Origin of the sequence: Moorella humiferrea, assembly GCF_039233145.1 — a bacterium.
GTDB lineage: Bacteria > Bacillota > DSM-521 > Neomoorellales > Neomoorellaceae > Neomoorella > Neomoorella humiferrea.
In genome coordinates this window covers 831,241-854,882 of the sequence record NZ_CP136419.1, presented here as the reverse complement: position 1 = coordinate 854,882, position 23,642 = coordinate 831,241, and the positions used below count along the sequence as shown (strand labels likewise).

At 57.3% G+C, this 23,642-nt stretch carries 21 protein-coding genes; 1 reads left to right on the top strand and 20 read right to left on the bottom strand.

Annotated features, from left to right (window positions below; translation table 11 throughout):
* Nucleotides 1–11: 11 nt before the first annotated feature.
* From murB to MHFGQ_RS04360, 19 genes are all read right to left on the bottom strand, one after another.
* Nucleotides 12–917 carry a UDP-N-acetylmuramate dehydrogenase gene (gene murB, locus MHFGQ_RS04450; protein ID WP_106005914.1) on the bottom strand — a complete coding sequence of 302 codons (906 nt, stop codon included), beginning with the start codon at nt 915–917 and terminating at the stop codon, nt 12–14.
* Entirely contained in the window at nt 908–2,464 is a 1,557-nt protein-coding gene (gene murC / locus MHFGQ_RS04445; RefSeq protein WP_245907880.1) for a UDP-N-acetylmuramate--L-alanine ligase, read from the bottom strand. Before murC ends, murB begins: the two co-directional genes overlap by 10 nt.
* Entirely contained in the window at nt 2,415–3,554 is a 1,140-nt protein-coding gene (gene murG, locus MHFGQ_RS04440; RefSeq protein ID WP_106005915.1) for an undecaprenyldiphospho-muramoylpentapeptide beta-N-acetylglucosaminyltransferase, read from the bottom strand. The genes murC and murG overlap by 50 nt, the downstream gene beginning before the upstream one ends.
* A 33-nt stretch (nt 3,555–3,587) precedes the next feature.
* Complete coding sequence (gene ftsW / locus MHFGQ_RS04435; RefSeq protein WP_106005916.1) at nt 3,588–4,682, bottom strand: putative lipid II flippase FtsW; 1,095 nt, start codon at nt 4,680–4,682, stop codon at nt 3,588–3,590.
* Nucleotides 4,657–6,063 (bottom strand): UDP-N-acetylmuramoyl-L-alanine--D-glutamate ligase, encoded by a 1,407-nt coding sequence (gene murD / locus MHFGQ_RS04430; RefSeq protein ID WP_106005917.1) that lies wholly within the window; start codon nt 6,061–6,063, stop codon nt 4,657–4,659. Before murD ends, ftsW begins: the two co-directional genes overlap by 26 nt.
* Nucleotides 6,064–6,088: 25 nt before the next feature.
* Nucleotides 6,089–7,045: a phospho-N-acetylmuramoyl-pentapeptide-transferase gene (gene mraY, locus MHFGQ_RS04425; RefSeq protein WP_106005918.1), complete on the bottom strand. Its 957-nt coding sequence runs from the start codon at nt 7,043–7,045 to the stop codon at nt 6,089–6,091.
* Nucleotides 7,038–8,435 carry a UDP-N-acetylmuramoyl-tripeptide--D-alanyl-D-alanine ligase gene (locus MHFGQ_RS04420; protein ID WP_106005919.1) on the bottom strand — a complete coding sequence of 466 codons (1,398 nt, stop codon included), beginning with the start codon at nt 8,433–8,435 and terminating at the stop codon, nt 7,038–7,040. The genes mraY and MHFGQ_RS04420 overlap by 8 nt, the downstream gene beginning before the upstream one ends.
* Nucleotides 8,429–9,928, bottom strand: coding sequence for a UDP-N-acetylmuramoyl-L-alanyl-D-glutamate--2,6-diaminopimelate ligase (locus tag MHFGQ_RS04415; RefSeq protein WP_106005920.1), 1,500 nt, complete (start codon nt 9,926–9,928; stop codon nt 8,429–8,431). Before MHFGQ_RS04415 ends, MHFGQ_RS04420 begins: the two co-directional genes overlap by 7 nt.
* Nucleotides 9,929–10,032: 104 nt before the next feature.
* Nucleotides 10,033–12,156, bottom strand: a complete 2,124-nt coding sequence (locus MHFGQ_RS04410) for a stage V sporulation protein D (RefSeq protein ID WP_106005921.1) — start codon at nt 12,154–12,156, stop codon at nt 10,033–10,035.
* A 69-nt stretch (nt 12,157–12,225) separates the two neighbouring features.
* Nucleotides 12,226–12,747: a cell division protein FtsL gene (gene ftsL, locus MHFGQ_RS04405; protein ID WP_106005922.1), complete on the bottom strand. Its 522-nt coding sequence runs from the start codon at nt 12,745–12,747 to the stop codon at nt 12,226–12,228.
* 3 nt (nt 12,748–12,750) lie between these two features.
* Entirely contained in the window at nt 12,751–13,707 is a 957-nt protein-coding gene (rsmH, locus tag MHFGQ_RS04400) for a 16S rRNA (cytosine(1402)-N(4))-methyltransferase RsmH (RefSeq protein ID WP_106005923.1), read from the bottom strand.
* 11 nt (nt 13,708–13,718) lie between these two features.
* Nucleotides 13,719–14,150 (bottom strand): division/cell wall cluster transcriptional repressor MraZ, encoded by a 432-nt coding sequence (gene mraZ / locus MHFGQ_RS04395; protein WP_106006025.1) that lies wholly within the window; start codon nt 14,148–14,150, stop codon nt 13,719–13,721.
* A gap of 183 nt (nt 14,151–14,333) precedes the next feature.
* Nucleotides 14,334–15,422 carry a hypothetical protein gene (locus MHFGQ_RS04390; RefSeq protein ID WP_106005924.1) on the bottom strand — a complete coding sequence of 363 codons (1,089 nt, stop codon included), beginning with the start codon at nt 15,420–15,422 and terminating at the stop codon, nt 14,334–14,336.
* Nucleotides 15,423–15,489: 67 nt separating this feature from the next.
* The gene (gene thiS, locus MHFGQ_RS04385) at nt 15,490–15,636 is read right to left on the bottom strand and encodes a sulfur carrier protein ThiS (protein WP_245907881.1); all 147 of its coding nucleotides are present in this window, start codon (nt 15,634–15,636) and stop codon (nt 15,490–15,492) included.
* Nucleotides 15,637–15,709: 73 nt separating this feature from the next.
* Nucleotides 15,710–16,972, bottom strand: a complete 1,263-nt coding sequence (gene larA / locus MHFGQ_RS04380; protein WP_245907888.1) for a nickel-dependent lactate racemase — start codon at nt 16,970–16,972, stop codon at nt 15,710–15,712.
* A 106-nt stretch (nt 16,973–17,078) separates the two neighbouring features.
* Nucleotides 17,079–18,533, bottom strand: a complete 1,455-nt coding sequence (locus tag MHFGQ_RS04375; RefSeq protein WP_106006026.1) for a tripartite tricarboxylate transporter permease — start codon at nt 18,531–18,533, stop codon at nt 17,079–17,081.
* A 66-nt stretch (nt 18,534–18,599) separates the two neighbouring features.
* Nucleotides 18,600–19,064, bottom strand: coding sequence for a tripartite tricarboxylate transporter TctB family protein (locus MHFGQ_RS04370; protein ID WP_106005927.1), 465 nt, complete (start codon nt 19,062–19,064; stop codon nt 18,600–18,602).
* A gap of 18 nt (nt 19,065–19,082) precedes the next feature.
* Entirely contained in the window at nt 19,083–20,069 is a 987-nt protein-coding gene (locus tag MHFGQ_RS04365; protein ID WP_170066341.1) for a tripartite tricarboxylate transporter substrate binding protein, read from the bottom strand.
* Nucleotides 20,070–20,397: 328 nt separating this feature from the next.
* Nucleotides 20,398–21,336 carry an ROK family protein gene (locus MHFGQ_RS04360; RefSeq protein ID WP_106005928.1) on the bottom strand — a complete coding sequence of 313 codons (939 nt, stop codon included), beginning with the start codon at nt 21,334–21,336 and terminating at the stop codon, nt 20,398–20,400.
* A gap of 117 nt (nt 21,337–21,453) precedes the next feature.
* Here MHFGQ_RS04360 and MHFGQ_RS04355 point away from each other — a divergent pair, with 117 nt between their 5' ends.
* Nucleotides 21,454–22,785 carry a B12-binding domain-containing radical SAM protein gene (locus tag MHFGQ_RS04355; RefSeq protein WP_106006028.1) on the top strand — a complete coding sequence of 444 codons (1,332 nt, stop codon included), beginning with the start codon at nt 21,454–21,456 and terminating at the stop codon, nt 22,783–22,785.
* Nucleotides 22,786–22,838: 53 nt separating this feature from the next.
* On the opposite strand, the gene MHFGQ_RS04350 is transcribed toward MHFGQ_RS04355, so the two are convergent.
* Nucleotides 22,839–23,582 carry a tetratricopeptide repeat protein gene (locus MHFGQ_RS04350; RefSeq protein WP_106005929.1) on the bottom strand — a complete coding sequence of 248 codons (744 nt, stop codon included), beginning with the start codon at nt 23,580–23,582 and terminating at the stop codon, nt 22,839–22,841.
* Nucleotides 23,583–23,642 lie beyond the last annotated feature (60 nt).

The following is a 23,642-nucleotide window of genomic DNA, read 5'->3' as shown; positions in this document are numbered from 1 at the left end:
CCCTCCTCTGTCTACAGGCCTTCACCCCAGACTTCTATTTCCATCTCCAGGTTAATACCAAAGTTGCGGGCTACCGCTTCCTGAACCCTAGCGATGAGTTCCAGGACGTCCGCCGCCGTCGCCCGCCCCAGGTTGACGATAAAATTGGCGTGTTTGGATGAAACCTGGGCGTCTCCTACCTGCCATCCCTTGGCTCCCACGAGCTCAATGAGCCGGCCGGCATAAAGCCCGGGAGGGTTTTTAAAAACACTCCCGGCGTTGGGCCATTCCAGGGGCTGCCGGGCGCGCCGGCGGGCAATATTGGCCCGGACCCGTTCTTTAATGAGGGGGGGATCGGCGGGGGCCAGGGCCAAATGAACGGTCAGCACTACACCCGCTCCGCGCAGGGAGCAGGAACGATAACCGAAGGTGATCTCCTCACGTTTCAGGCAGCGGCGGCCGGTGGCGGTAATCACCTCAACTTCGCGGACAACGTCCCCTATGGAACCTTCCGGCGTGCCGGCATTCATGACCAGCGCTCCGCCTACAGTGGCGGGGATACCGGCGGCAAATTCCAGCCCGCTTAAGCCCTGCCGTACGGCCAGGGCCAAAAGAGGAGGCAGCATGGCGCCAGCGCAGGCCTTTATATACCGATCCTGGACCATGACCCGGCGCCAGGCCCCGGTCTGAAGCACCAGGCCGCGGACGCCGCCGTCCCGCACCAAAAGGTTGGAGCCGTTGCCCATGATGTGCAGGGGTAGCCCTTTTTGCCGGGCGAAGTCCAGACAAAAGTCGAATTCTTCGTCCCTCGCCGGCCTGACAAACAAATCGGCAGGCCCCCCTATACGCCATGTTGTGTAGCGGGCCAAGGGTTCATTGATGCGCACCTGTTCCTTTAAGCCCCGCTGCAGCTCTTTTGCCAGGGCCGCTAGATGCATCGGCGCACGCCCACCCCGTTAAAGTCCTCTTTCCTGGCCAGGAAGTCCGCCAGCCGAACGCCTACCTGCCAGACGTCGCCGGCTCCCATAGTTAATATCAAATCGCCGGAGGTACATGTCTTTTTTAAAAAGACCAGAGTTTCTTCCAGGGTGGGAAGATAATACACCTCGGGATGGCCGTTGCCTCTAATTGCGTCTACGATAAGGCGAGAACTTACCCCGTCTAAAGGCAGCTCCCCGGCCGCATATATATCATTGATGACGACCACATCGGCCCGGGAAAAAGCGCGCCCAAATTCCCGATAGAGGTGATAGGTGCGCGTATAGCGATGGGGCTGGAAGACGGCTATAACCCGCGTCGCGCCCATTTGGGCGGCCGCCGCCAGTGTGGCTTCCACCTCCGTGGGATGATGGGCATAGTCGTCAACTACCCGGATGTACCCATCATCCCAAAGAATCTCGAAACGGCGGCCGGCGCCGCGAAAGGCTGCCAGGGCCCGGGCGGCGACGTCAAAGGGCACTTGCAAACAGTGGGCTGCCGCCACGGCGCCCAGGGCGTTTAAAACATTATGCCGCCCCGGTACTTTAAGGTGGAGTTCCCCCAGAGGTTCGTCGCGGTAATATACGAGGGCACGGCTTTCCAGCCCCTGCAAGGTTACCTGCCCGGCCCGGAAGTCGGCCTCCGGGTTGAAACCGTAAGTTATAACTCCACGCCGTCCTGCGGCCAGTACTGCCGCCCGCCTATCGTCGCTGCAGATAACGGCCTTCCCATTCGGCCGTACTCGGTCTAAAAAGGCGGCAAAGGCCTCCACGATGCGCTCAAGGGTGCCGTAGTGGTCCAGATGATCGCCCTCGATGTTGGTGACTACGGCGATCTCCGGCTTTAACCATAAAAAAGACCCGTCGCTTTCGTCGGCTTCGGCCACAAAATAAGGGCCACGTCCCGTCAGGGCATTGCCGTTAAATTCACGGATGTAGGCGCCGATCACCGCCGCCGGGTCCAGTCCCGCTTCCTTAAGGATCAGGGCCGTCATGGCCGAAGTCGTCGTTTTACCGTGGGCCCCGGCAACGGCAATGCCCTGTCTTTCGTTGAACAGCCGCGCCAAAAGTTCTCCGCGCTTAATTACGGGCAGCCCCAGTTTCCGCGCGGCTGTAACTTCCGGGTTATGGGGAGGTACGGCCGATGATACCACTACTTCCGTAACCCCCGGTTTAATATTCCCTTCCTCATGGTCGTGGTAAATTACCGCCCCTTGAGCTTCAAGCTGTTTGGTGAAATGATTTTCCTTGGGGTCCGAACCCGAGACCCGGTAGCCCTGGTTTAGCAGCAGCTGGGCCAAGCCGCTCATGCCCACCCCGGCGATGCCTACAAAGTGGGTCCACCCCCTCACTATCAAGACTTTCATCTCCTTCCCCGTTAAATCCTCCCGCCCGGCAGCTACATCAGCATCATATGCACCGCTTCCACGCAGGGTTCCTGGAACAGTTCTGCCGATGCTAACGCCGCCCGCCGGGCGGGGCTTGTCCTTTATCCAGTTCAGCCGCAATCACCCCTAATATAGCGTCTAGGGCGTCGGGTCGACCCAGTCTTCGGGCCGCCGCCGCCATCTTCTGCAGGCTGTCGCGGTCACCCAGGAGCTTTTGAACGACATCTCGCAGTCGTCCGCCTTTAAGTTCCCTGTCCAGAATGAGAACGGCCGCTCCCTTTCTGGCAACGGCCCGGGCGTTGTATTCCTGATGATTGGCGGCGGCATGGGGATAGGGTATTAAAATCGCCGGTACGCCCCGGGCCAATATTTCCGCTAAAAATGAGGCCCCTGCCCGGCCAATTACCAGGTCGGCTGCGGCCAGCGCCCGCTCCATGTTATAAACATAAGGTTCAATGGTAATATTACCACATTTAACCAGATCTATTCCCCATTCCCGAAGCTGCCCGAGGAAACCTTCATAATCGCGGCGTCCGGTAACATGCAGCACGGCCACGTCTTTGCGCCCTGCCAGTTCCTTCAACAGCGGCAGCATGGCCTGATTGATGCTGCGGGCACCCTGGCTACCCCCGACTACCACCAAAAGCAGCTGGTCACTTTTAAGTCCCAACTGGTGACGGCAGGCGCCGCGATCGGCCTGAAGAATCTCCGGCCGCACCGGCAGGCCGGTGGTCACCAGACGTGCCCCCCGGGGAAATCTTTCCGCCGCTTCATTAAAGGTCAGGCAGACGGCCCGCGCCATTTTCGCCAGCAGTCGATTGGTAAAGCCGGGAAAGGCGTTTTGTTCGTGGATAACTACCCCTATACCCTGCAGGGCGGCAGCCAGGCATACCGGTCCGCTTACATAACCACCGGTACCGACAACCAGATCGGGTTGAAAGCGCCGGATGTGATGCCAGGCCTCCCCCAATCCCCGGGCTACTTTTGCCACTGCAGGTATGTTTTTCCATATGCGGCGGCGTTCCAGGCCCACGGCGGAAATAGTTTTAAAGGGGATTCCGGCCCGTGGGATTACATCGGCCTCCAGCCCCTTCGCCGTCCCGATGTAGAGCATCTCAACCTCCGGCCGTAGTTGCTTAAGGCCCCGGGCAATGGCCAGGGCTGGATAGACGTGACCGCCCGTTCCCCCACCGGTGATAATAACGCGCAATGCTTTTCACACCCCAACGGATGTCCGGCTCCTTCAGTGCCGGGCATAGCGAGAAATATTAAGCAAAATGCCTATACCTACTAAAGTAAAGATCAAAGAAGAACCGCCGTAACTCAAAAGGGGCAGGGTAATGCCCGTAACCGGCAGCATTCCCGTCACCACCCCCATATTGAGAAAAGCCTGCAGGGACAACATAATGGTAAGACCGGCCGCCAGGAGACTGCCAAAGGTGTCGGGGGCTTTAAAGGCGGTTTGAAAACCCCGCCAAATGAGGAGCAAGAATAAGATGACCACAAAGGCGGCACCGATAAAGCCCAGTTCTTCACTCAAAATGGCGAATATAAAATCCGTATGGTTTTCCGGCAGATAGTAAAGCTTCTGCCTTCCTTCACCCAGGCCGGTGCCGAAAAGACCGCCGGAACCTATGGCCAAAAGGGACTGAATGGTCTGCCAGCCGTTGCCCTGGGGATCGGCCCAGGGGTTTAAAAAGGCGGTAAAACGCGCCATGCGGTAGGGGGCAATGGCGATGGCCAGGCCTACCGCCGCCACCCCCAGCACGGCCAACAAGGCCAGGTAGCGTTTATCCGCTCCGCCCACGGTAAGCATGAGATAAGTGGTACCGGCTACGGCCACCGCCGTACCCAGGTCGGGTTGAGCCAGTATGAGGAGGCAAACAAAGGCCATCAATGCCAGATAGGGGCCGATCCCCTGCACCAGGTTGTTGAGGTAGCGCCGGTTCTGGGCCAGGCTGTTGGCCAGGAAAATTACCATCGCCAGTTTTATTATTTCCGAAGGTTGGAAACTTAAAGAGCCGATTCCCAGCCAGCGGGACGACCCCCGGGAAGTGGTGCCGATGAGTAAAACCAGGATTAAGAGGACTATGGCCACTCCCAGGAAAGGTGCGGCCAGACGGCGCAGATAAGTGTAGTCAAACTGCATGGTAAAAAAAAGCCCACCCAGGCCTAAAGCCGCCCATATCATCTGGCGTTTGAAAAAAAAGTAGGGATCGCCGTAATTGTAGGTGGAGGTTAGGGCGCTGGCGCTGAAAATCATCACGATCCCAATCCCCAGCAGGAGAACGCACGGCAGTAAAATCCAGAAATCAATGGGCCCCGCCCTGCGGTGCATGACGGTTACCTCCTTCACCGCATTTTCCCGCCAGTTCCCGCACTATTGTTTTAAAAAGTTCGCCCCGTTCTTCGTAGTTTTTAAACATGTCCCAGCTGGCACAGGCCGGGGAAAGCATGACGATGTCGCCAGGTACCGCCTGTCGCACTGCTTCAAGTACGGCGTCTTCAAAGCTCTGCGCCCGATAAATATCCTCAATACCCGCCCTTCGGGCCGCCTGTTCCAGCTCGCCGGCCGCTTCGCCGACCAGGACCAAAAATTTCACCCGGCCGGTCATTTTCTCCGCCAGGGCAGTAAAATCGCTGCCCTTATTCCTGCCCCCGGCAATCAGGATGAGGGGGTTGGGATAGGCATCGATGGCCTTCATGGTCGCCTCCGGGTTCGTTCCCTTTGAGTCGTTGATATACAGAACCCCGTTAATTTCGGCCACCCGCTCCAGGCGATGGGGAACGCCGGGGAAGGTTTTTAAAGTCGCCGTCAACTGCCCAGGTTCCACTCCCAGGGAGAGGGCGACGAGGGAGGCCGCCAGGCAGTTTTCTAAATTATGATCGCCCTTCAGGGCCAGCTCCGTTCGGTGACACAGCCTGACTTCTCCCCCTCCCAGGTTGACGCAGAGTACACCTTCTTTCAGGTAGGCCCCCGGCTCCACCTGCCGGCGGCGGCTGAAAAACAGCACCCGCGCCTTTGTCCTGGCGGCCAGGGAGCGGGTGGCGTCGTCGTCATAATTTAAAACGGCGAAATCATCCGGCTCCTGGAAGGCCATCAAGCGGGCCTTGGCGGCTATGTAGCCATCCATGTCGCCGTGGCGGTCCAGATGGTCCGGGGTGATGTTTAAGATTACGGCCACCCGGGGGCGGAAAGAGGTTACGGTCTCCAGCTGGAAGCTGCTGACCTCACAGACTACGTATCCCTTGGGAACGATTGCGGGAATCTCCTCTACCAGAGGCGTGCCGATGTTGCCGCCCACCACCACCGGCAGGCCTGCATCCTGTAAAATCCGGCCGCACAATGCGGTCGTCGTCGTCTTACCGTTGGTGCCGGTGATGGCGGCTATTCTTACCCCCGGCGGCAGCATACGGTACGCCAGCTCCAATTCGCTCCACACCGGTATCCCCTGCCGGCGCGCCTCGGCCAGGGGGGGTTCCCATGCCGGCACGCCAGGACTGGTGATTACCAGGTGGGGACCTAGCGCCGCCACCTCCGGATAGCCGCCTAAAACAAGCTCTACGCCATTTTGAATTAAATCCCGGATTTCATCTTCGTTAATCAATTGGCGATCGCAGGCCGTGACTCTTGCGCCCAGGCGGGCAAGAACCGCCGCCGCCGCCCGGCCGCTTTTACCCAGCCCAACCACCAGTATTTTCTTGCCGTCCCAGGACATTTTCTACCTTCTTCCTGCATTTTGGTTATATGGCTAAAATATAAAGACCCGCCGCTACCATAATTAATGCCAGGAACCAGAAAAAAAGCACCACCCTTGTTTCCGGCCAACCGAGGAGCTCAAAATGATGGTGCAGGGGGCTCATGCGAAAAAGGCGCTTCCCGGTAAGGCGAAAGGACACCACCTGCATGATCACCGACAGGGCCTCTATGACGTAAACCCCGCCCAGAAGGGGGAGGACCAGTTCCGTGCGGGTGATAATGGCCAGGAAACCGACGGCCGCCCCCAGGGCCAGGGAACCGGTATCCCCCATAAAAACCTTTGCCGGATGAAAGTTATACGCTAAAAAGCCCAGACATCCTCCCGCCAGGGCAAAGGCAAATATCGCCATTTCCCTCTGCCCGACCGCCGCTGCTATCAGGCCGTAGGCCAGGGCCACCCAAATAGTAACGCCGGCGGCCAGGCCGTCCAGACCATCCGTCAAGTTTACGGCGTTCGTCGTGGCCACCATCAATAAGGCCGCCAGCAGTGGATATGCCCACCCCAGTTCCATGGTTATGCCAACTAAAGGTACATGGACAGCACTGCCCCGGCCCAGCCAGAGAACGGCCGCCACCCCGGCCGCCAGGCCCAGGAAAATCTGTCCCCCCAGCTTTTGACGGGCATACAGGCCCAGAGGGCGACGCAGGACCACCTTCAGGCCGTCGTCGACAAAACCTATTAAGGCGTAACCCCAGGTCAGGACGAGGGCCGAAAGTATTAGGGGTGATGTCGGTGCCAGGGCCAGGGAAGCGGCCGTCAGACCAAGCAAAAACAAAATGCCGCCCATGGTGGGAGTACCGCTTTTGGTCAAATGACTGCGGGGGCCGTCTTGGCGCACGGCCTGCCCCGCCTTGAGGCGCTTTAAAATGGCAATTACCGCCGGTCCCAGGACGACAGTAACCGCCGCCGCCAGGGCCAGGGCTTTGAAGGCGTCACCCATCCACCTCCCCCTCCCATACTTCAAGTACCTGCTCCATACCCGCCAGGCGGGAGCCTTTAAAAAGCACGACATCCCCCGGCCCCAGGCCTTCAAGGCGCTTCGCCGCCTCCCGGTGATCGCCGCAGATGAAAACCCCCTCCGGGTCCATCCCGGCAGCAATCGCCCCGACGGCTATCTCCCTGGCCAACCCTCCCACGGTAATCAGGCGGAAAAGGCCGCATCCCGCAGCAAAGCTGCCCACCTCCCGGTGAAGCCGCGGAGCCTCCGGGCCCAGTTCATACATATCGCCTAAAACGGCCACCTTGCGACCCGGCAGGGACGACAGGGCCTGTAAGGCTGCTTTCATGGAATCGGGATTGGCGTTGTAGGCGTCGTTAAAAACGAGACACCCTCCCGGTCCCGGACGCAGCTCCTGGCGCAGGTTTTCCGCCGGCCATTCCTCAAGCCGCCGCGCCATGGCTTCAGGATTTATATTTAAGACATAACCTGCTGCCAGGGCGGCCAGGGCGTCATAAACATTGTGCAGGCCCGGTACCGGAAGGTGGACCCGGACGGAGCCATGGGGAAAAAGGGCGGTAAAGGCCGTTCCCCGTTCCCCCAGGGAGGCGATATCCACGGCCATCACGTCCGCCTGCCTGTGGATGCCGTAAAACACCACCCGGCAGGGACAGTTCGCCGCCAGCCGGCGGCACCAATGGTCGTCCCCGTTTAAAACGGCCGTCCCGTCCCGGGGAAGGGCTGCCAGCAGTTCCCCCTTGGCCGCGGCTATGGCGGCCACCGACCCCAGGCGTTCCAGGTGGGCCGTACCGATGTTGGTAATAATGCCCATGGTCGGACGGGCGATGGCGCAGAGGGCGGCGATTTCCCCTCGCCCTCGCATGGCCATCTCCACCACGGCGGCTTCATGTTCGGGAGACAGGTTTAAAAGGGTCAGGGGCAGGCCGATTTCATTATTAAAATTACCCGGCGTCTTTAAGACCTTCATTGCGGCCCCCACAACGGCGGCCACCAGATTCTTCGTCGTAGTTTTACCGCTTGAACCGGTAACGCCGATAAGAATCCCGGAAAAATTTTTCTGCCGGTGGAAGGCGGCCAGGCGCTGCAGGGCTTCCAGGGTATCTTCCACCTGAATCAAGGCCTGTTCTGGGTGCAGGCGGTCCCTTATTTCTCCCGGAAAATACCGCCCCATCGCCGCCGCCGCCCCTTTGTCCAGGGCCGCGCCGATAAAATCATGACCGTCAAATCTGGCCCCCTTAACGGCGATGAAAAGCATCCCCGGTTGAATAATTCGGCTGTCTAGGCCGACACCTTTAATCATCGTCGTTTCTCTGCCGGCCAGCAGCTTTCCCCCGACGGCGGCGCACACTTCCCCTGCCGCAGCCGTTAGCATGGCCTTCCCTCCCCCGTATAGCCCAGGGCGGCCAGTTCCTCCCTGGCCACCTGGCGATCGTCAAAGGGTAAAATCTCCCCCTTAACTATTTGATAGGTTTCATGCCCCTTACCCGCTATGACCACCATATCCCCCTCCCGGGCCATTGACAGGGCCCTGGCAATGGCCCGGCGCCGGTCGACTACCACGTCAAAGCGGGCACCGGGTACCTCCTTTACCCCGGGGAGAATGTCGGCGATAATGGCCTCTGGTTCTTCATTGCGGGGATTATCGGAAGTAATAATTAAGTAATCGCTCAATCGGGCGGCAGTCTTGCCCATCAGGGGGCGTTTGCCGCGATCGCGGTTGCCGCCGCAGCCGAAGACGACGATCAAGCGACCCCGGGTTACCTGGCGGGCCGCCGTCAGGACGTTTTCGAGGCCGTCGGGAGTATGGGCATAATCAACTACCACGGTGAAGGGCTGACCCTGACGCACCTGCTCCAGACGGCCGGGCACGCCGGCCACCCGGCTTAAGGCTGCCGCAATTTCCCGGGGCTCAAGCCCTTCCTGCAGGGCCACGGTAAAGGCGGCCAGGGCATTGTAGATATTAAAGCGGCCGGTAAGTTGAAGTTTCAACTCCGTTTCCCCCCCGGGCCAGAGGAGCCGACAGGCGGCACCATTTGCTTCTAACCTGATGTCCAGGGCCCGCACATGGCACGCGGGACTTAATCCGTAAGTGATGACCGGAACCGGAGTAAGGTCCTTTAAACGTTGGCCGTAGGCATCGTCCCCGTTAATCACGGCGTATTTGGGGCCGTTTTTAACGCCGTTATTCAGGTTACGGAAAAGACGGGCCTTGGCCTGAAAATAGTCCTCCATATCCCGGTGGAAGTCAAGGTGATCCTGGGTCAGGTTGGTAAACACGGCTGCATCGAACTCCGCTCCCGCCACCCGGTGCAGGGCCAGGGCATGGGAAGAAACTTCCATGACGACATACCGGGCCCCCAGGCCGACGAAGCGGTTCAGGAGTTCCTGCAGTTCCAGGGATTCCGGGGTAGTATGGACGGCAGGTAAAACCCTCTCGCCCATGCGGTTAAAGATAGTTCCCACCAAGCCAGTCGGCCTCCCGGCCGCTTCCAGCACCGCCTGGATGAGGTGGGTGGTGGTAGTCTTGCCGTTGGTGCCGGTTACGCCGATGAGGCGCACCATCCGGCTAGGATAACTGTAAAACCGGGCCGCAAGAAGACCCAGAGCGCGGCGGCTTTCTTCAACCTGCACCCAGGGCACGCCGGGCGGCAGGGGAACTTTTTCCTCTAATACAACGGCGACGGCACCTCGGGCCAGGGCGTCGCTTATATAACGATGGCCGTCGGTCGTAAAACCTTTGACGGCAACAAAAAGAAAACCGGGTTCAACCTTCCGGGAGTCATAATGGATACCCTTTAAAGGGGTCCGCTGCTCACCGCCCCTGGCTTTAACAACAACCCCTTCTGTCAACTCCTCCAGGGTCAAAGTGGAATGCCCCTCCTCGTTTTTAGTTATATTTTTGCCACTGATTGGTAATTTTACCCGGCATACGGCCAAGCCCGGCACCTGCAGGGCCGGGCTGGCAAAAACTACGGTCCCATGGTTTCCAGGGAGGGCTCGATAAACCTGACTCTAACTTTCGTCCCGGGGGGTACGGCCGTTCCCGCCGGCGGATCCTGGCCGGCCGCTTGACCGCTACCGTCGGGTACCAGGATGAGGCCGTAGGCCTCAAGGACGGCGGCCGCATCGTTGACCCTCAGACCGGCAACGTCCGGCACCAGCGGTTTGGCGGGATCGCCCTTAAGATAGAGGATAACGTGGGTGCCCGCCGGCACAACGGCCCCTCCTTTAGGAACCTGGGCAATCACCTCGCCGCTGCCGCCTTCCACCCGTACCGCCAGGCCCGCCTTTTCCAGTTCGACCCGGGCTGCGGCCAGATCCTTGCCGATGACATTAGGGACGGTAACCGGCGCCGGGGATACCTCCCCTTCTTTTTTCCCGCTGTCATACTGGGGCGGTACTTTGAGGTAGTGAAGGGCATCGCTCACCACCCGCTGGAATATGGGGGCGGCCACGGTACCGCCGTAATAAGGGTACCCCTGGGGTTCGTCAATGGTCACCAGGGCCACCAGGCGGGGATCGTTAACAGGGGCGAAACCGATAAAGGAAGCCACATATTTCCCTTCCATATACCCTCCGGGGCCGGCCTTCTGGGCTGTACCCGTTTTGCCGCCTACCCGGTAGCCGGGAATATAGGCGTTGCGACCGGTCCCTTCGCTGACGACCGCTTCCAGCATTTCACTCAAACGCTTGGCCGTTGCCGGCGAGATGACCCGGCGGATTACCTCCGGCTCATACTTTTTAACGACGTTCCCTTTATTGTCCAGGATTTCTTTAACCAGATGGGGACGGACAAGCTGCCCGCCGTTGGCCACCGCGGCGACGGCGGTAATCAATTGAATGGGGGTTACGGCGATACCCTGGCCGATGCCGATGGTGGCAATGTTAATGGGCTTTAATTCGTTAAATGGGATCAATAACCCCGTTCCCTCGCCCGTTATGTCAATACCAGTGGGCGCGCCGAAGCCGAAGGCCTTGATGTAATCATAAAAAAGTCCGGCTTTCTTTTCTTCCAGCCTCAGGGCCACCTGGACGAAGACGGGATTGCAGGAATTCTTGACCCCTTCAACAAAGGATTCGCTGCCGTGGCCGCCTGGCAGCCAGCAGTTTATGGTATCCGGACCCACTTTAATATAACCCGGATCGTAAAAGCGATCCGTGGGGCTGACGACGCCCTCTTCCAGGGCGGCGGCGGCGGTAATAATCTTAAAGGCCGAACCGGGTTCATAGGCGTCCCTGACCAGGGGATTGCCCCATACGCTGTTGGGATATTTGCCGTAGTTGTTGGGATCAAAGGCCGGACGGCTGGCCATGGCCAGTATTTCCCCGGTTTTCGGGTCCATGACGACGATATTGGCCTTGCGGGGTTTAGTAGGGCTGGCCATGATCTTGTCTAGCTCGCGCTCGGCTATATACTGGATGGTCTGGTCGATGGTCAGGACAAGGCTGTGACCGTTCTGGGGAGGTATATAGCGGTGGGTGGCACGGGGAATTTCGTGGCCCAGGGCGTCGAACTCCAGGACGATTTTACCGTCCTCCCCGGACAGTTCTTTGTCATACATGGCCTCTAAGCCTTCCAGCCCCTGGTTGTCGATGCCGGCAAAACCCAGTACATGGGCCGCCAGCATCCCGTTGGGATAATAGCGCCGGCTTTCCGGCACCACTTCAATTCCCGGCAGCTTTAAATCCTTAATCTTTTGCGCCTTATCAAATTCTACCTGCCGCTCGATAAATTCAAAACCGGTGTTGCGGGTTATTTTTTCAAGGATTTTATCGGTCGGTATTCCCAGGATGGCGCTTAATTTGGCGGCGATCTCCTCGGCCCTGCCCGACTCCTTTATCTCCGGAGGAAAAGCGCCGATATAGTCGGTGGCGATGCTGATGGCCAGTTCATGCCGGTTGCGGTCGTAAATAACCCCCCGCTGGGCCGTCACCGGCATGGGATTGAGGCGGTTTTCCAGGGCCTTTTGCTGCAACTCGTTTCCTTTAACTAGCTGCAGCCATGCCAGCCTGAATATAACCGCTGTAAGGCCCATGGCCAAAAGAAAAAAAACAAATGCCAGGCGTTTACGGATATTGATATTTGTCTCCATGCCCTTCGCCCCTCGGCGTGGCCCGCCGGCGCCCGTCCGGAGAGGCCCGGCAAACCGAGCGCGGCCGTACTAACCATTCGTCCCGGCCGTCTGCGCCGGCTCCAGCCATTTCTGCAGGGCCTGGGAAAAGGCCGCCAGCCAGGAGTGCCGTGGCGGTGTCCCGGCTTCCTCCACCGGTTCCGGTGGTGTGGAGGTCGCCACCTGCGTCTGCTTCCCCGGCACGGTTTTCCCGGCAACGTAACAGAGCTGGCCTTCCTGCGGTTCCACCATTCCCAGCCGCGTGGTTGCCACGGAAGCTATCCGCTCCGGTGCCTTCAAGCGGGCCACCTCTAATTGTAGTCGTTCATTTTCCTTTTGTATAGTATCGATTTCTTTTTTCAGGGCCTCCAGTTCATATCCCTTGATTATCACCTGCACCGCCAGGTAGGTTTTCGCAAAGGCGAGGCCGACTGCCAGCAGTACCAGGCCCAATAATAAAATTTTATGCCCGGGCTTCCCTTTCGCACGCGGCCGGGGTCTCCTCTCCCCTGCCGCCGGTCTATGAACCGCGTCTAACTTATAGGCCAGTTCCTGCGCCGGTGCTGCTAACATAGCTTATTCACCATCCTTTTCCTTTAGAACCCTCCGGGCCACACGGAGCCTGGCGCTCCGGGCCCTGGGGTTGGCGGCAATTTCCGCTGTAGATGGAGTCACCGGTTTATGTGTAATTGGCTCTAGAACCCGCCTCCGGCCGCAAATGCAGACAGGCAAATCCGGCGGGCAGGTACAGCGGCCGCTCAAAAGCTGGAAGGCGTTTTTTACTATCCTGTCTTCCAGTGAATGGAAAGATATGACCCCTACCCGGCCGCCTGGATTTAAAATCTGTTCCAGTTTTGCCATAACTGTCTTTAAGGCGTCCAATTCCCCGTTTATGGCAATCCGGAGGGCTTGGAAGGTCCGTTTGGCGGGATGATGTCCGGACCTCCTCGCCCTGGCCGGAATTGCAGCTTTTATAATCTCAACCAGACGGGTGGTAGTGGTGATGGGTTCCCTTTGCCGGGCGGCGACGATGCATGCGGCTATCCGCCTGGCCCAGCGCTCTTCGCCGTACTCCCAGATGATTTGGGCCAGGCGTTCTTCCGGCCAGGTGTTCACCAGCGTCGCCGCCGTCAAATCTCCATTTCGCCCCATACGCATATCCAGGGGGGCTTCGTGCTGATAGCTGAAGCCCCGTTCGGGGTTGTCCAGCTGATAGGAAGACACCCCCAGATCCAGGAGAAGGCCGTCTACTCCCCCAATACCCCTGGAAGCCAGAATTACATCCAGGTCTTTAAAATTCCCTTCGATTATTTCTACCGCCTCGCCGAAGGGCGCCAGCCGCTCCTTTGCCGCCTGTACGGCCTCGGCGTCGCGGTCCAGCCCTAACAAACGTCCGCCGGGCAGCAGGTGAGGAACGATGGCGAAGCTGTGCCCGCCGCCGCCGACGGTAGCATCGACAAAAATCTCCCCGGGCTGCGGCTCAAGGTACCTGACGACTTCCGCCAACAGCACCGGTTGGTGAGCGTAGGGCAAAGCAGCCACCCCTAAATGTCAAAGTCGACGATTTTTTCGGCCAGGGCCTCGTACTGGGCCGCCGTTTCCTGGCAGTACTGCTCCCACAGGGCCCGGCTCCAGATTTCCACCCGCGAGGCCACGCCCACAATGACCACTTCCCTTTCCAGACGGGCGTATTCCCTTAAATTGGCCGGCAGCAGTATTCTCCCCTGGCGGTCAAGCTCACATTCCGTAGCCCCGGAAAAGAAAAAGCGGACAAAGGCACGGGCATCGGACCGCGTAAAGGGCAGGCTGCGCAGTTTCTGTTCCATTTCCGCCCAGCCGCTCATGGGATAGACGAAAAGGCAGTTGTCCAGACCCTTGGTGATTACAAATTTATCGCCCAGGCCCTCCCGGAAGCGCGCCGGGATAATCAGCCTTCCCTTATCATCGATGGTGTGCTGGAACTCCCCCATGAACACGGGCGGCATCCCACTTTCCTACCACTTCACGCCACATTACACCACTTTACACCACAACATAATTATTCGCCGCTAGGATAAAAATTCCTGCCATTAAAAAAGAAAAACCCTCTAAAACTGAGGGTTTTAAGGTTATAGAACGTTTTTTCGTCCCCTTCTTGTATCATTTGCCTTTCTGCTCCCTTATTCGCCTGAAGGTTCCGTTTCCCGGCCCATAAGCTCCGCCAGCTCGGCCGTCAATTTATAAATATGCTCACCCAGGGGCACATCGAGCACGCCGGTGCCACAGGCGGGTGTCACCAGGGCTTGGCGGTAAAGGCGCCCTCTATCCACACCCCGTAAAACGAGCTCTTCAACGGCATCTTTCAGCCTGGCGGCGAGGCCGGCCGGCGTTTCCTGCCAGGCTTGCTCCGAGGTGGGTACAATTCCCCAGGCCAGCACGCCGCCATCTTCCAGAAATTCGTCCACCTGAGGGGCGAAAACCTGAAGGGAGGTAAAGTAGCTGTAGGCGTCAAAGCTTAAAATCCGGTAGCCGGCCTCGAAAAAGATGGGCCATTCTACGCCGCTGCAAGAATGGGCGCCGGGGAAGCCGCCTCCTGCCCTGATGCCCGCTACCACCCCGGCCAGGGCTTCTACCAGTTCCTCTCTTTGCAGGGACACGTGGGTCGAGGTACCGTAAGCGGCCAGGGCCGGATCATCGACGAATACCAGCACCGGCAGCCCGAAACGCCCCAGTTCCCGGGCCTGCCAGCAGGCTTGCATGGCCGTAGTCTTCACGATGAGGTCCTTAAGCTGGGGGTCGTAAAAGGCGCTACGTCCGGAGCTGCTGCCCAAATAAAGGCCGGCGCTCACCGGCCCCGCCACCTGGCCTTTGAGATAGCGGGCTTTGCCGGTACCCTTTTCTTCGAGGTATTCTATCAATGCATAAAAACCGCAGCCAGCTTCCCGGGGAATAGCAAAGGTAGCCAGGGCTTCCTCGCTGCCCGCCTCGGCTTCCAGGTAAAGGCTGTAAAAGGCCGTAAGTTTGTCTGCCCAATCGGGGGCGTCATCGGTAAAGACGGGCATTGCACCCGGCCGATCATCTATTAACCCCAGGCGGACCAGGGGATAAAGGCTCTGGTAAACAAAGTGCTCCTGATGGCCCCGCCGGGGCAACTGGGGCCAGTGGGGTATAAGGGGCATATACTTAAAAATGAGTTCCAGGGCCGGCTCGGGTTCCTGATAAGGCAGGCTGCCGATGCCGGCGGCCGCAAAGTTCCCTGGTAAAAGCATGGCGATTCTCCTTTACCGCTAAAAAGATACCTGGACTTAATTCGCCGCCGGCGCACCTTTTCCTTCTTTAACCCCCATCCATGAGGATTATAATTTCTACCCGGTCGCCTTCGCCCAGGCGATAATGCCATTCCCGGCGCGGCAGCACCCTGTCGTTAACTGCCACCGTGGCGGCAGGGTTCTGAAACCCTTCCTTTTGGAGCAGGGCGGCCACCGTTGTACCCCGTTCAACTTGAAGTTCCTTGCCGTTCAGGTATATCCGGATCGCTCCTCACCCCCTGCCACACTTAAGATTTGCGTACCAATACCGGTATCGTCGAATTGGCCTTGGGCAAAATAGCAACCGCCCCGGCATGCGGTAGCTCCTGTAGCGCCAGAACGATTGCCGCCTGGAGGTCCGGCGCCTTGCGGACCATCATTACCTGCGCTAGTTCCTCGTCCACCCCGCTGCCGACCAGGATTACCCTGGCGCGGACCAGGGAACGACACCAGAGAAAGGCTTTATGGTACCCCATGGCGAACTCCCGGCTGCAGAAGGAGGCCATTACCGCCTCGGGCGTATCGCCGGCTTTCATCCCGGCGACAAAGCGCTCTTCCCCCGCACCTTCCCGGCATTCGGCGCAGAGGATGATGATCCCGCCCTCTTTTACTACCGGCGTGGCGTGATAAAGTCCCTTCTGGGCTTGATAGAGGTTGATGTCCTTGGGAAAACCGCCCGGGGAGACAATGGCCAGATCAACGACTTCGGGAACAGGAACCTCGCATACTTCTCGGGCCACAGCCACTCCGGCCCGGTGGGCTTCCAGATAATGGCCGGCCACAGCGCGAACAATTTCTTTGCGATTGTTCAGGATGACGTTAACGATCAAGTTGATACCTACCAGACCGCCGATTTCATCAATATCCTCCCGGGCAGGGTTGCCCTCTACCCGCCCAAGAACGGCCTCCGGTTCCACCAGGTGGGCATGGTTGGCGCGAATGGTAGCCTCACCGCCGCAGCCGATGACCAGGGATTTGGCCCCGGCACTGTAGCCAACGATCTGGTGGGGATCAATCATCCCTACGAGGATGCGGCCGTCGGCCTCCAGGTAGTGTTTGTTGATCCAGATGGGCGTTCCCCGGGAGGAAACACCGACGGGCTGTAAAACACCCGGGGCATGAGCGTCATGGCTTATGACCCTGACCCGGGCCGCAACTTCAGGACCGACGATTAGGGGAAATTCTTCCGGCGGTGCCGGGCGGTGCAGCCCGGCTCCAACCAGAACGGTGACCTGCTCATCCTTGATGCCTATGGCATTCAGTTTTTCCAACAGCACCGGCAAAATCACGGCGTTGGGTACCGGTCGTGTCAAGTCGCTGACGACGATGACTACTTTTTTTGCCCCGCGCAGTTCTTCTATTCCCCTGTTGCCGATGGGGTTTTCCAGAGCCCGGCGTATTTCAGCGACGGCATCATTTACCCCGGCTACGTTCCGGGGGGCTATTTCGTACACTTTCAACCCCGGCGGCAGTTCGCCGACCTGGTACCCTTCCCCGTAAGGAACTTTCACTTTAGCCAATTTAAAGCCTCCTTTGCGCTGCAAGCCGCCTAATAATCAGGGAAGCCCCAGTTAAGGCTTCCCTGATGGTTAACGTTTTTGCTGGCTCCCTCCCGGGTTAATCACTTTCATCGGCCGCCAGCTGGGCGCTCCGGCCGCTGAACTGCAGCCACAATCCCCATACAATCATGATTATAGCCAGGAACATAAAGGCCGCCGCAATGGGCCGCGTAAAGAAAATCAAAGGCGAACCGCTAGAAAGCACCAGGGACTGCTTTAAGGAAGTCTCCAGCATCTGGGCCAGGACGGTAGCCAAGACCATGGGCGCCAAGGGGAAGCCCAATTTACGCATCAAATAGCCAAGAATTCCAAAAAGCAGGGCCACCCATACGTCGAACATCAGGAAACGGACGCTGTAGGCGCCGATGACCGAGAACAAAATGATCATGGGACCTAATATGGGGAAAGGTATTAGAGCTATTCGCGCCCAGAGTCCCACCAGAGGGAGATTTAAAATGAGCAGTATTAGATTACCCAAATACATACTAGCAATGACCGTCCACACTAAATCCGGATTTTCCTTAAAGAGCATGGGACCGGGCTGGAGACCGTACATCATGAACCCACCCAGGAGGACGGCCAGGGCCGGCCCGGAAGGAATGCCGAAGGAAAATAAAGGCACAAAACCGCCGCTGCAGGTAGCGTTATTTGCACCCTCGGCCGCCGCCACCCCTTCAATGGCGCCATGGCCGAAAAGATGGGAGCGCTTGGAAATCTTCTTTTCGGCATCATAGGCGATAAAAGTGGTTACCGCCGGGCTGCAACCCGGTAAAAGCCCCAGGAAAAAGCCGATTATCGAAGAACGCCACATGGCCCCCCAGCTGTGTTTCAAGTCTTCGAGGGTCGGGAGCCAGTCACGAATTTTGTTTTCATAAATTGCCGCCACCGCCCGCTCGATATTGACCAGTACTTCCCCTATGGCAAAAAGGCCGATGATGACGCTGATAAAGTTAATACCCGCCATCAGGGAAACCGAACCGAAGGTCAAACGGGCCTCACCCGTCAAGGGATCCAGGCCGATCATAGCTACCAGAAGGCCCAGGGCCGTGGCAATAAGGCCTTTTAAGAGGGCCTTGCCCGAAAGGCTGATTACTAAACTCAAGGCCATGAACATTAAGGCAAAATACTCCGGCGGACCGAAGGCCAGGGCTACATTGGCCAGCAGCGGGGCAAAGAAGGTCAGGCCCACCAGGCTTAAGGTCCCGGCCACAAATGATGATATAGCCGCTATACCCAGTGCCGGACCGCCGCGGCCCTGCCGCGCCAGCTGGTAACCGTCCATGGCCGTCGGTACTGACGAAGCCTCTCCGGGGATGTTGACTACAATGGCCGTCGTCGAGCCGCCGTACATGGCTCCATAATAAATGGCTGCCATCATGATGATGGCCGGAATGGGGGGTAAAATCGTCGTTAAAGGCAAAAGGATGGCAATGGCCGAAGTAGGGCCGATACCCGGAAGAACGCCCACTAGGGTACCGACTATGCTGCCCAGGAAGGCATAAAGGATATTCATGGGCGTAAAAGCCTGGGAAAAACCGTTTAGTAAATAACTCCAGGAAAAACTCACCGTCTTCGCCTCCTACCAGCCCAGGGGGCCCACCGGGAAGGTTAATCCAAGAAATTGGATAAACAAGAAATAAATTACTACAGAAGTGGCGAGGGCCAAAAGGATTATCAACAGAACATTATACCGGCCCAGATACCAGATTAAAAAAAACAGGAACAAAAAACTGCTTAACGTAAAGCCCAGGGGCTCGATTAAAAGCATGTAGACTATTATGCCAATCAGGGAAACGGCAATCCGCTTCCATCCTTCCCGGTCCGGCCAGTCAACGATCCTCTCTTCGCCCCGGTACCGCCAGGCGTTGAAAAAGAGGATAATGCCCGTAATTAAAACGACCAAACTTAAAAGATAAGGAAGGGTACGGGGGTGTAAATGTTCCCCCGTAACCCCTTTGATTTTTAATGAAGCTAAAACGGACAAGAGGCCCATGGCTGCCAGCAGGACGCCGCTAACCATATCAGCCGTCCGTAGCGTCCGCATAAACGATCACCCGGCTTTTCAGTTAGTTTTTAATCCGGCAACAATTTCTTTATAAATACCGGTCATTTTTTCAATATAGGCCTTACACTCGTCGTGGCCCATGGCTATGGGCACAAAGCCTTCTTTCTTCATTTGGGCCTGAATATCCGGATTCTTGGCAATTTCCAGGAAGGCGGCTTCTAACTTTTTAATCACGTTATCCGGTGTTCCGGGCGGTACGGCAACGCCCCGGTCAATGGTTTCCACCAGGTCGATACCCTTTTCTTTAAAGGTAGGGGCATCTGAAAACGCTTCAAAACGCTCATTGCTGGCAAAGGCCAGAACGCGAATTTTATCTTTCTGCTTTACCAGATCATCGGAGTTGGCAAAAACAGCATCAACATGGCCGCCCAGGAAAGCCGTCATCTGGGGGGCAGAACCCGTAAAGGGTACGTACTTAAATTTGGTTCCCGTCATCTTTTCCAAGCGCAGGGTGGCCATTTGATGGCCGGAGAAGGTACCGGAACCACCGATGGAGATTTCACCTGGCTTTTGTTTCGCTGCATTGAGGAAGTCCTCCAGGGTCTTATAGGGGCTGTCCTTCAAAACCGCCAGTCCCAGGGGTGTCGATTGGAAAAGGGCCACCGGCACGATCTGTTCGGTCTTGTAACCCGTTTCCTGCTGCATGGGCTGCAGGATTATGTGGGGCAGGTTGAAGCCGGCAATAGTATAGCCGTCGGGTTTCGAGCGGGCCAGTTCGCTCCAGCCTACGGCGCCGCCGCCGCCGACTTTGTAATCAATTATTATTTTTTGCCCCAGGATCTTCTCCAGTAAAGGTTGCTGCCGCCGCGCCTCCCGGTCCGACTGGCCGCCGGGATCGAAGGTTATAAGATAGGTAATCGGTTTTTCCGGATACTTGTCGGCAGTTTTCTGGGTCTGCGACTTGCCGCACCCGGTTACCATAAATAGGATTCCTGCCGTCAGCAGGACCATCCCCGCCAACAGGCGACGGGATTTCTTAAACATGCCCATTCCTCCCCTTTTAGTTAATATTTGGTAAAATATGATTAACATTTTAATTTATAACTTTTATACCCCCTCCTTTCATTTTATTTTATATGTTAAATTGTGTATGTGAATGCATTCTTGAGGCCTTATACAACATATTCATTATATAAGGTTCAATTCCTTCCTCCTCGTCGTTCCATTATCTTCTACGGTCATTCGACCCCAACTTTTAGCCTGCCCAATCATTTTTTATCACCTATTCCATCCGACGTCTGTGGTCTTACCATTGTTATGGTATTAATTCTACATTCAATGTCAAATTCCTCCCGCTTTAAATATTTTTTCTTCACGTTAATTGCAGAGCCAGACGGGCGGCACCGATTATGCCGGCATCATTTCTCAAGCCGGCCGCCACAACCGGCAGTGGTCTAATTTGCCAGGCGCCCAGGGCTTCCGTCAGGTAGCTGCGTACGGGTGCCAAAAAAACTTCACCGGCCTGCACCGGTCCGCCGCCGATAATAACAGCTTCCGGCCCGACAATGAGGGCGGCATTGGCCAGGGCCCTGCCCAGGAAAGAGGCAGCCTCATCCACCACCTGAAGGCAGAGTTCATCTCCGCCGGCTGCCGCTGCCAATATTTCCCGGGCACCCAGCCCGGGCGCGTCCTGAAGTCGTGAAATCCGACCGGCGGCCAGGTATTCACGGAACCGGCGCACCATGGCCGTTGCCGAAGCCAGGGTTTCCAGACACCCCCTGCCGCCGCAATGGCAGAGAGGACCGTCCGGCAGCATTTTTACGTGCCCCATCTCGGCGCCGTAGCCGAAGAAACCGCGCCAGACGTAGCCGTTAATAATCAGGGCCGAGCCGATGCCCGTACCAACGGTAATCATCAGCAGGGATTGCAAACCGCGCCCCGCTCCCCGCCACATCTCTCCCAGGGCGGCCACATGGGCATCGTTGTCGACGGCCACCGGTAAGCCCAGCCTGGCGGATAGCTCTTCCCCTAGGGGAAAATCGCGCCAGAAAAGGTTGGGTGCCAGGCGAACCAGCCCTTTTTCCCCTTCCACCGAACCGGGCACACCGATGCCGATCCCTTTTAAATCTTTTCTGGTGATACCTAAACGGCGGCAAAGTTCGTCGGTAAGGGCGCCGATGCGCCCCAAAACTGCCGCCGCCCCGTCCCCGGCCCCCGTCGGCACCTGGGCCTTGACCAATAATTGTCCTTCCAAGTCAACAAGTCCGGCTTTAATCGTCGTACCGCCCAGATCTATACCCAAAAGGCACAACTTTACCCTTCCTTTCCATTTTTGCAGGATTTCGTCATTGTATTGGCGAAAGTATACATGATACTTGAAATTGCGGGCCATATTATTGCTAAAATGCTTTTTATTGGAGGTTTAAAAATGAAAATCGCTTTAATCGCTCCGGCCTGGCATGATCCCCTGTGGGAAAGCGAAAAGGAGAAATCGATTTTCCCGCCCCTTAACTTAATCACCCTGGCGGCCCTGACGCCGCCCCGGCATGAGGTAACTATCCTTGATGAAAGTTTAACCGATATTGATTATAATGCAAAGTACGATCTTGTCGGCATTTCGGCCATGACTGCCCTGGCTCCCCGGGCCTATGAAATAGCCGATGCCTTCCGGGCTAAGGGTACTACGGTGGTCCTGGGCGGCATGCACCCATCCGCCCTGCCGGAAGAAGCCTCCGCCCACGCCGACGCCGTGGTCGTCGGCGAAGCTGAAGGGTTGTGGCAGCAGCTTCTAAGCGATTTAGAAGATGGGAAACTAAAGCCCGTTTACCGTCCGGAAGAACGCCCTTCCTTAGAACATATGGTGCACCCGCGGCGGGACCTTTTAAACCGCGACCGCTATCTGGTTCCCGATACGGTCCAAACGACCAGGGGTTGCCCCTTTGCCTGCTCCTTCTGCACCGTCAGCCGCTTCTTCGGTAAAAGCTTCCGTTTCCGGCCGGTGGAGGATGTAATCCAGGAAGTTGCGGAGTTGGAAGGCGAGGTCATCGCCTTTATCGACGATAACATCGTCGGCCATCCAGGTTACGCCCGCCGTCTCTTCACCGAATTGGCCCGCCTGCCGCGGAAAATTAAATGGTTCAGCCAGGGATCTTTAAACATCGCAAGGGATGAAGATCTGCTGCGGTTAGCTGCGGCCAGCGGCTGCATCGGCCTTTTCATCGGCTTTGAATCCCTTTCCCCCGGTAATTTAAAGGCCGTGGGCAAAGCCGTCAACCGGGTGGAGGAATACCGGGAGGCCATCAAAAGGATCCACGACCACGGCATTGCCATTGAAGGCGCCTTTGTTTTCGGCCTTGACGAAGACGATGAAAGCGTTTTTGAACAGACCGTCAAGTTTGCCCAGGAAAACCGCCTGGAAGCGGCCCAGTTCGGCATCCTCACCCCCTTCCCGGGAACGCCTTTAAGGGAAACGATGGAGCGGGAAGGGCGCATTACCTGCAACGACTGGCGTGAGTATACCATCAGCAAGGTCGTCTTTGAGCCCAAAAACATGAGCGCCAGGACCCTCCAGGAAGGCTTTAACTGGGCCTGGCAGGAATTTTACTCCCTGGGCTCCATTTCCCGCCGCCTGGGACTGGTCAAAAAACACGCTCCCATCCTCTGGGCTTTAAATTTAAATATTCGCAAGCGCTTTTATCATTTCCTGGAGAGAATTCGTACCGGCAACTTTACCTTACCGCGGCCTTCCCTGGCCAAATAGGTAAACAAAAGACCAGCTCGCCGGCTGGTCCTTTGCCTTTTATGGAACGCCGTTTACTGCTGCGACTGCTGGGCCTGGTTTGGAGGCTGATCGCTTGCTCCTGCACCTGCCTGCTGCTGTTGCCGGGCCGCTTCGGCCTGCTTGATCATTTCCTGTACCTGATCGGCCAGTTCTTTGTCCGGGTTGTTTTTTAAAATTTCCTGCCACTGATTTACGGCCCCCTGGAAGTCACCCTTTATGGAAGCCAGGTACATGCCGTAACTCAGGCGGGCATTATTATCGGTGGGATCGGCCTTGATGGCGGCCTGAAAGTTTTCTTCCGCAAGCTTATCGTCCCCAGCATACAGGGCCGCTCCGGCCAGGCGCAGGTAGATCCCCTTTTCCTGGGGATTTAGTTTCACCACCTGCTGATAGTTGCTTACTGCTGCCTTGAAGCTTTCGCCGGCCTTGGCCGGATCGCCGCCGGTAAATAAATACATGGTGCCCAGGCTGTATTGAGTATCGCCCAGCTGCAGGAGGAGGTCTTTATCGTCAGGCCGGGACTGCAGTTCCCGCTGCAAATTGTTTATTTGCGCCTGCAGCTGGTTGATTTGTTCCTGGGCGGCCTTCTGCAGATCTTCGGCCTGCTGGTCGGAGCCGGATGCCGCATCCTGGGCAGACGGTACCGTAGACGCTCCCCGCGGCGAAGCGAAAATGGCATAGCTACCTATCAACCCTATACTCAAGACAACTACAAACAAAATCCCTAAAACCGGCCGCTTTTTCCCCAACCGGCGCAGGGAAGACATCATGCCCATCTTATTTCACTCCCCCGCCTATCATAACTTAACAAAGGGCAGGGTGTCAAATAAAAATAA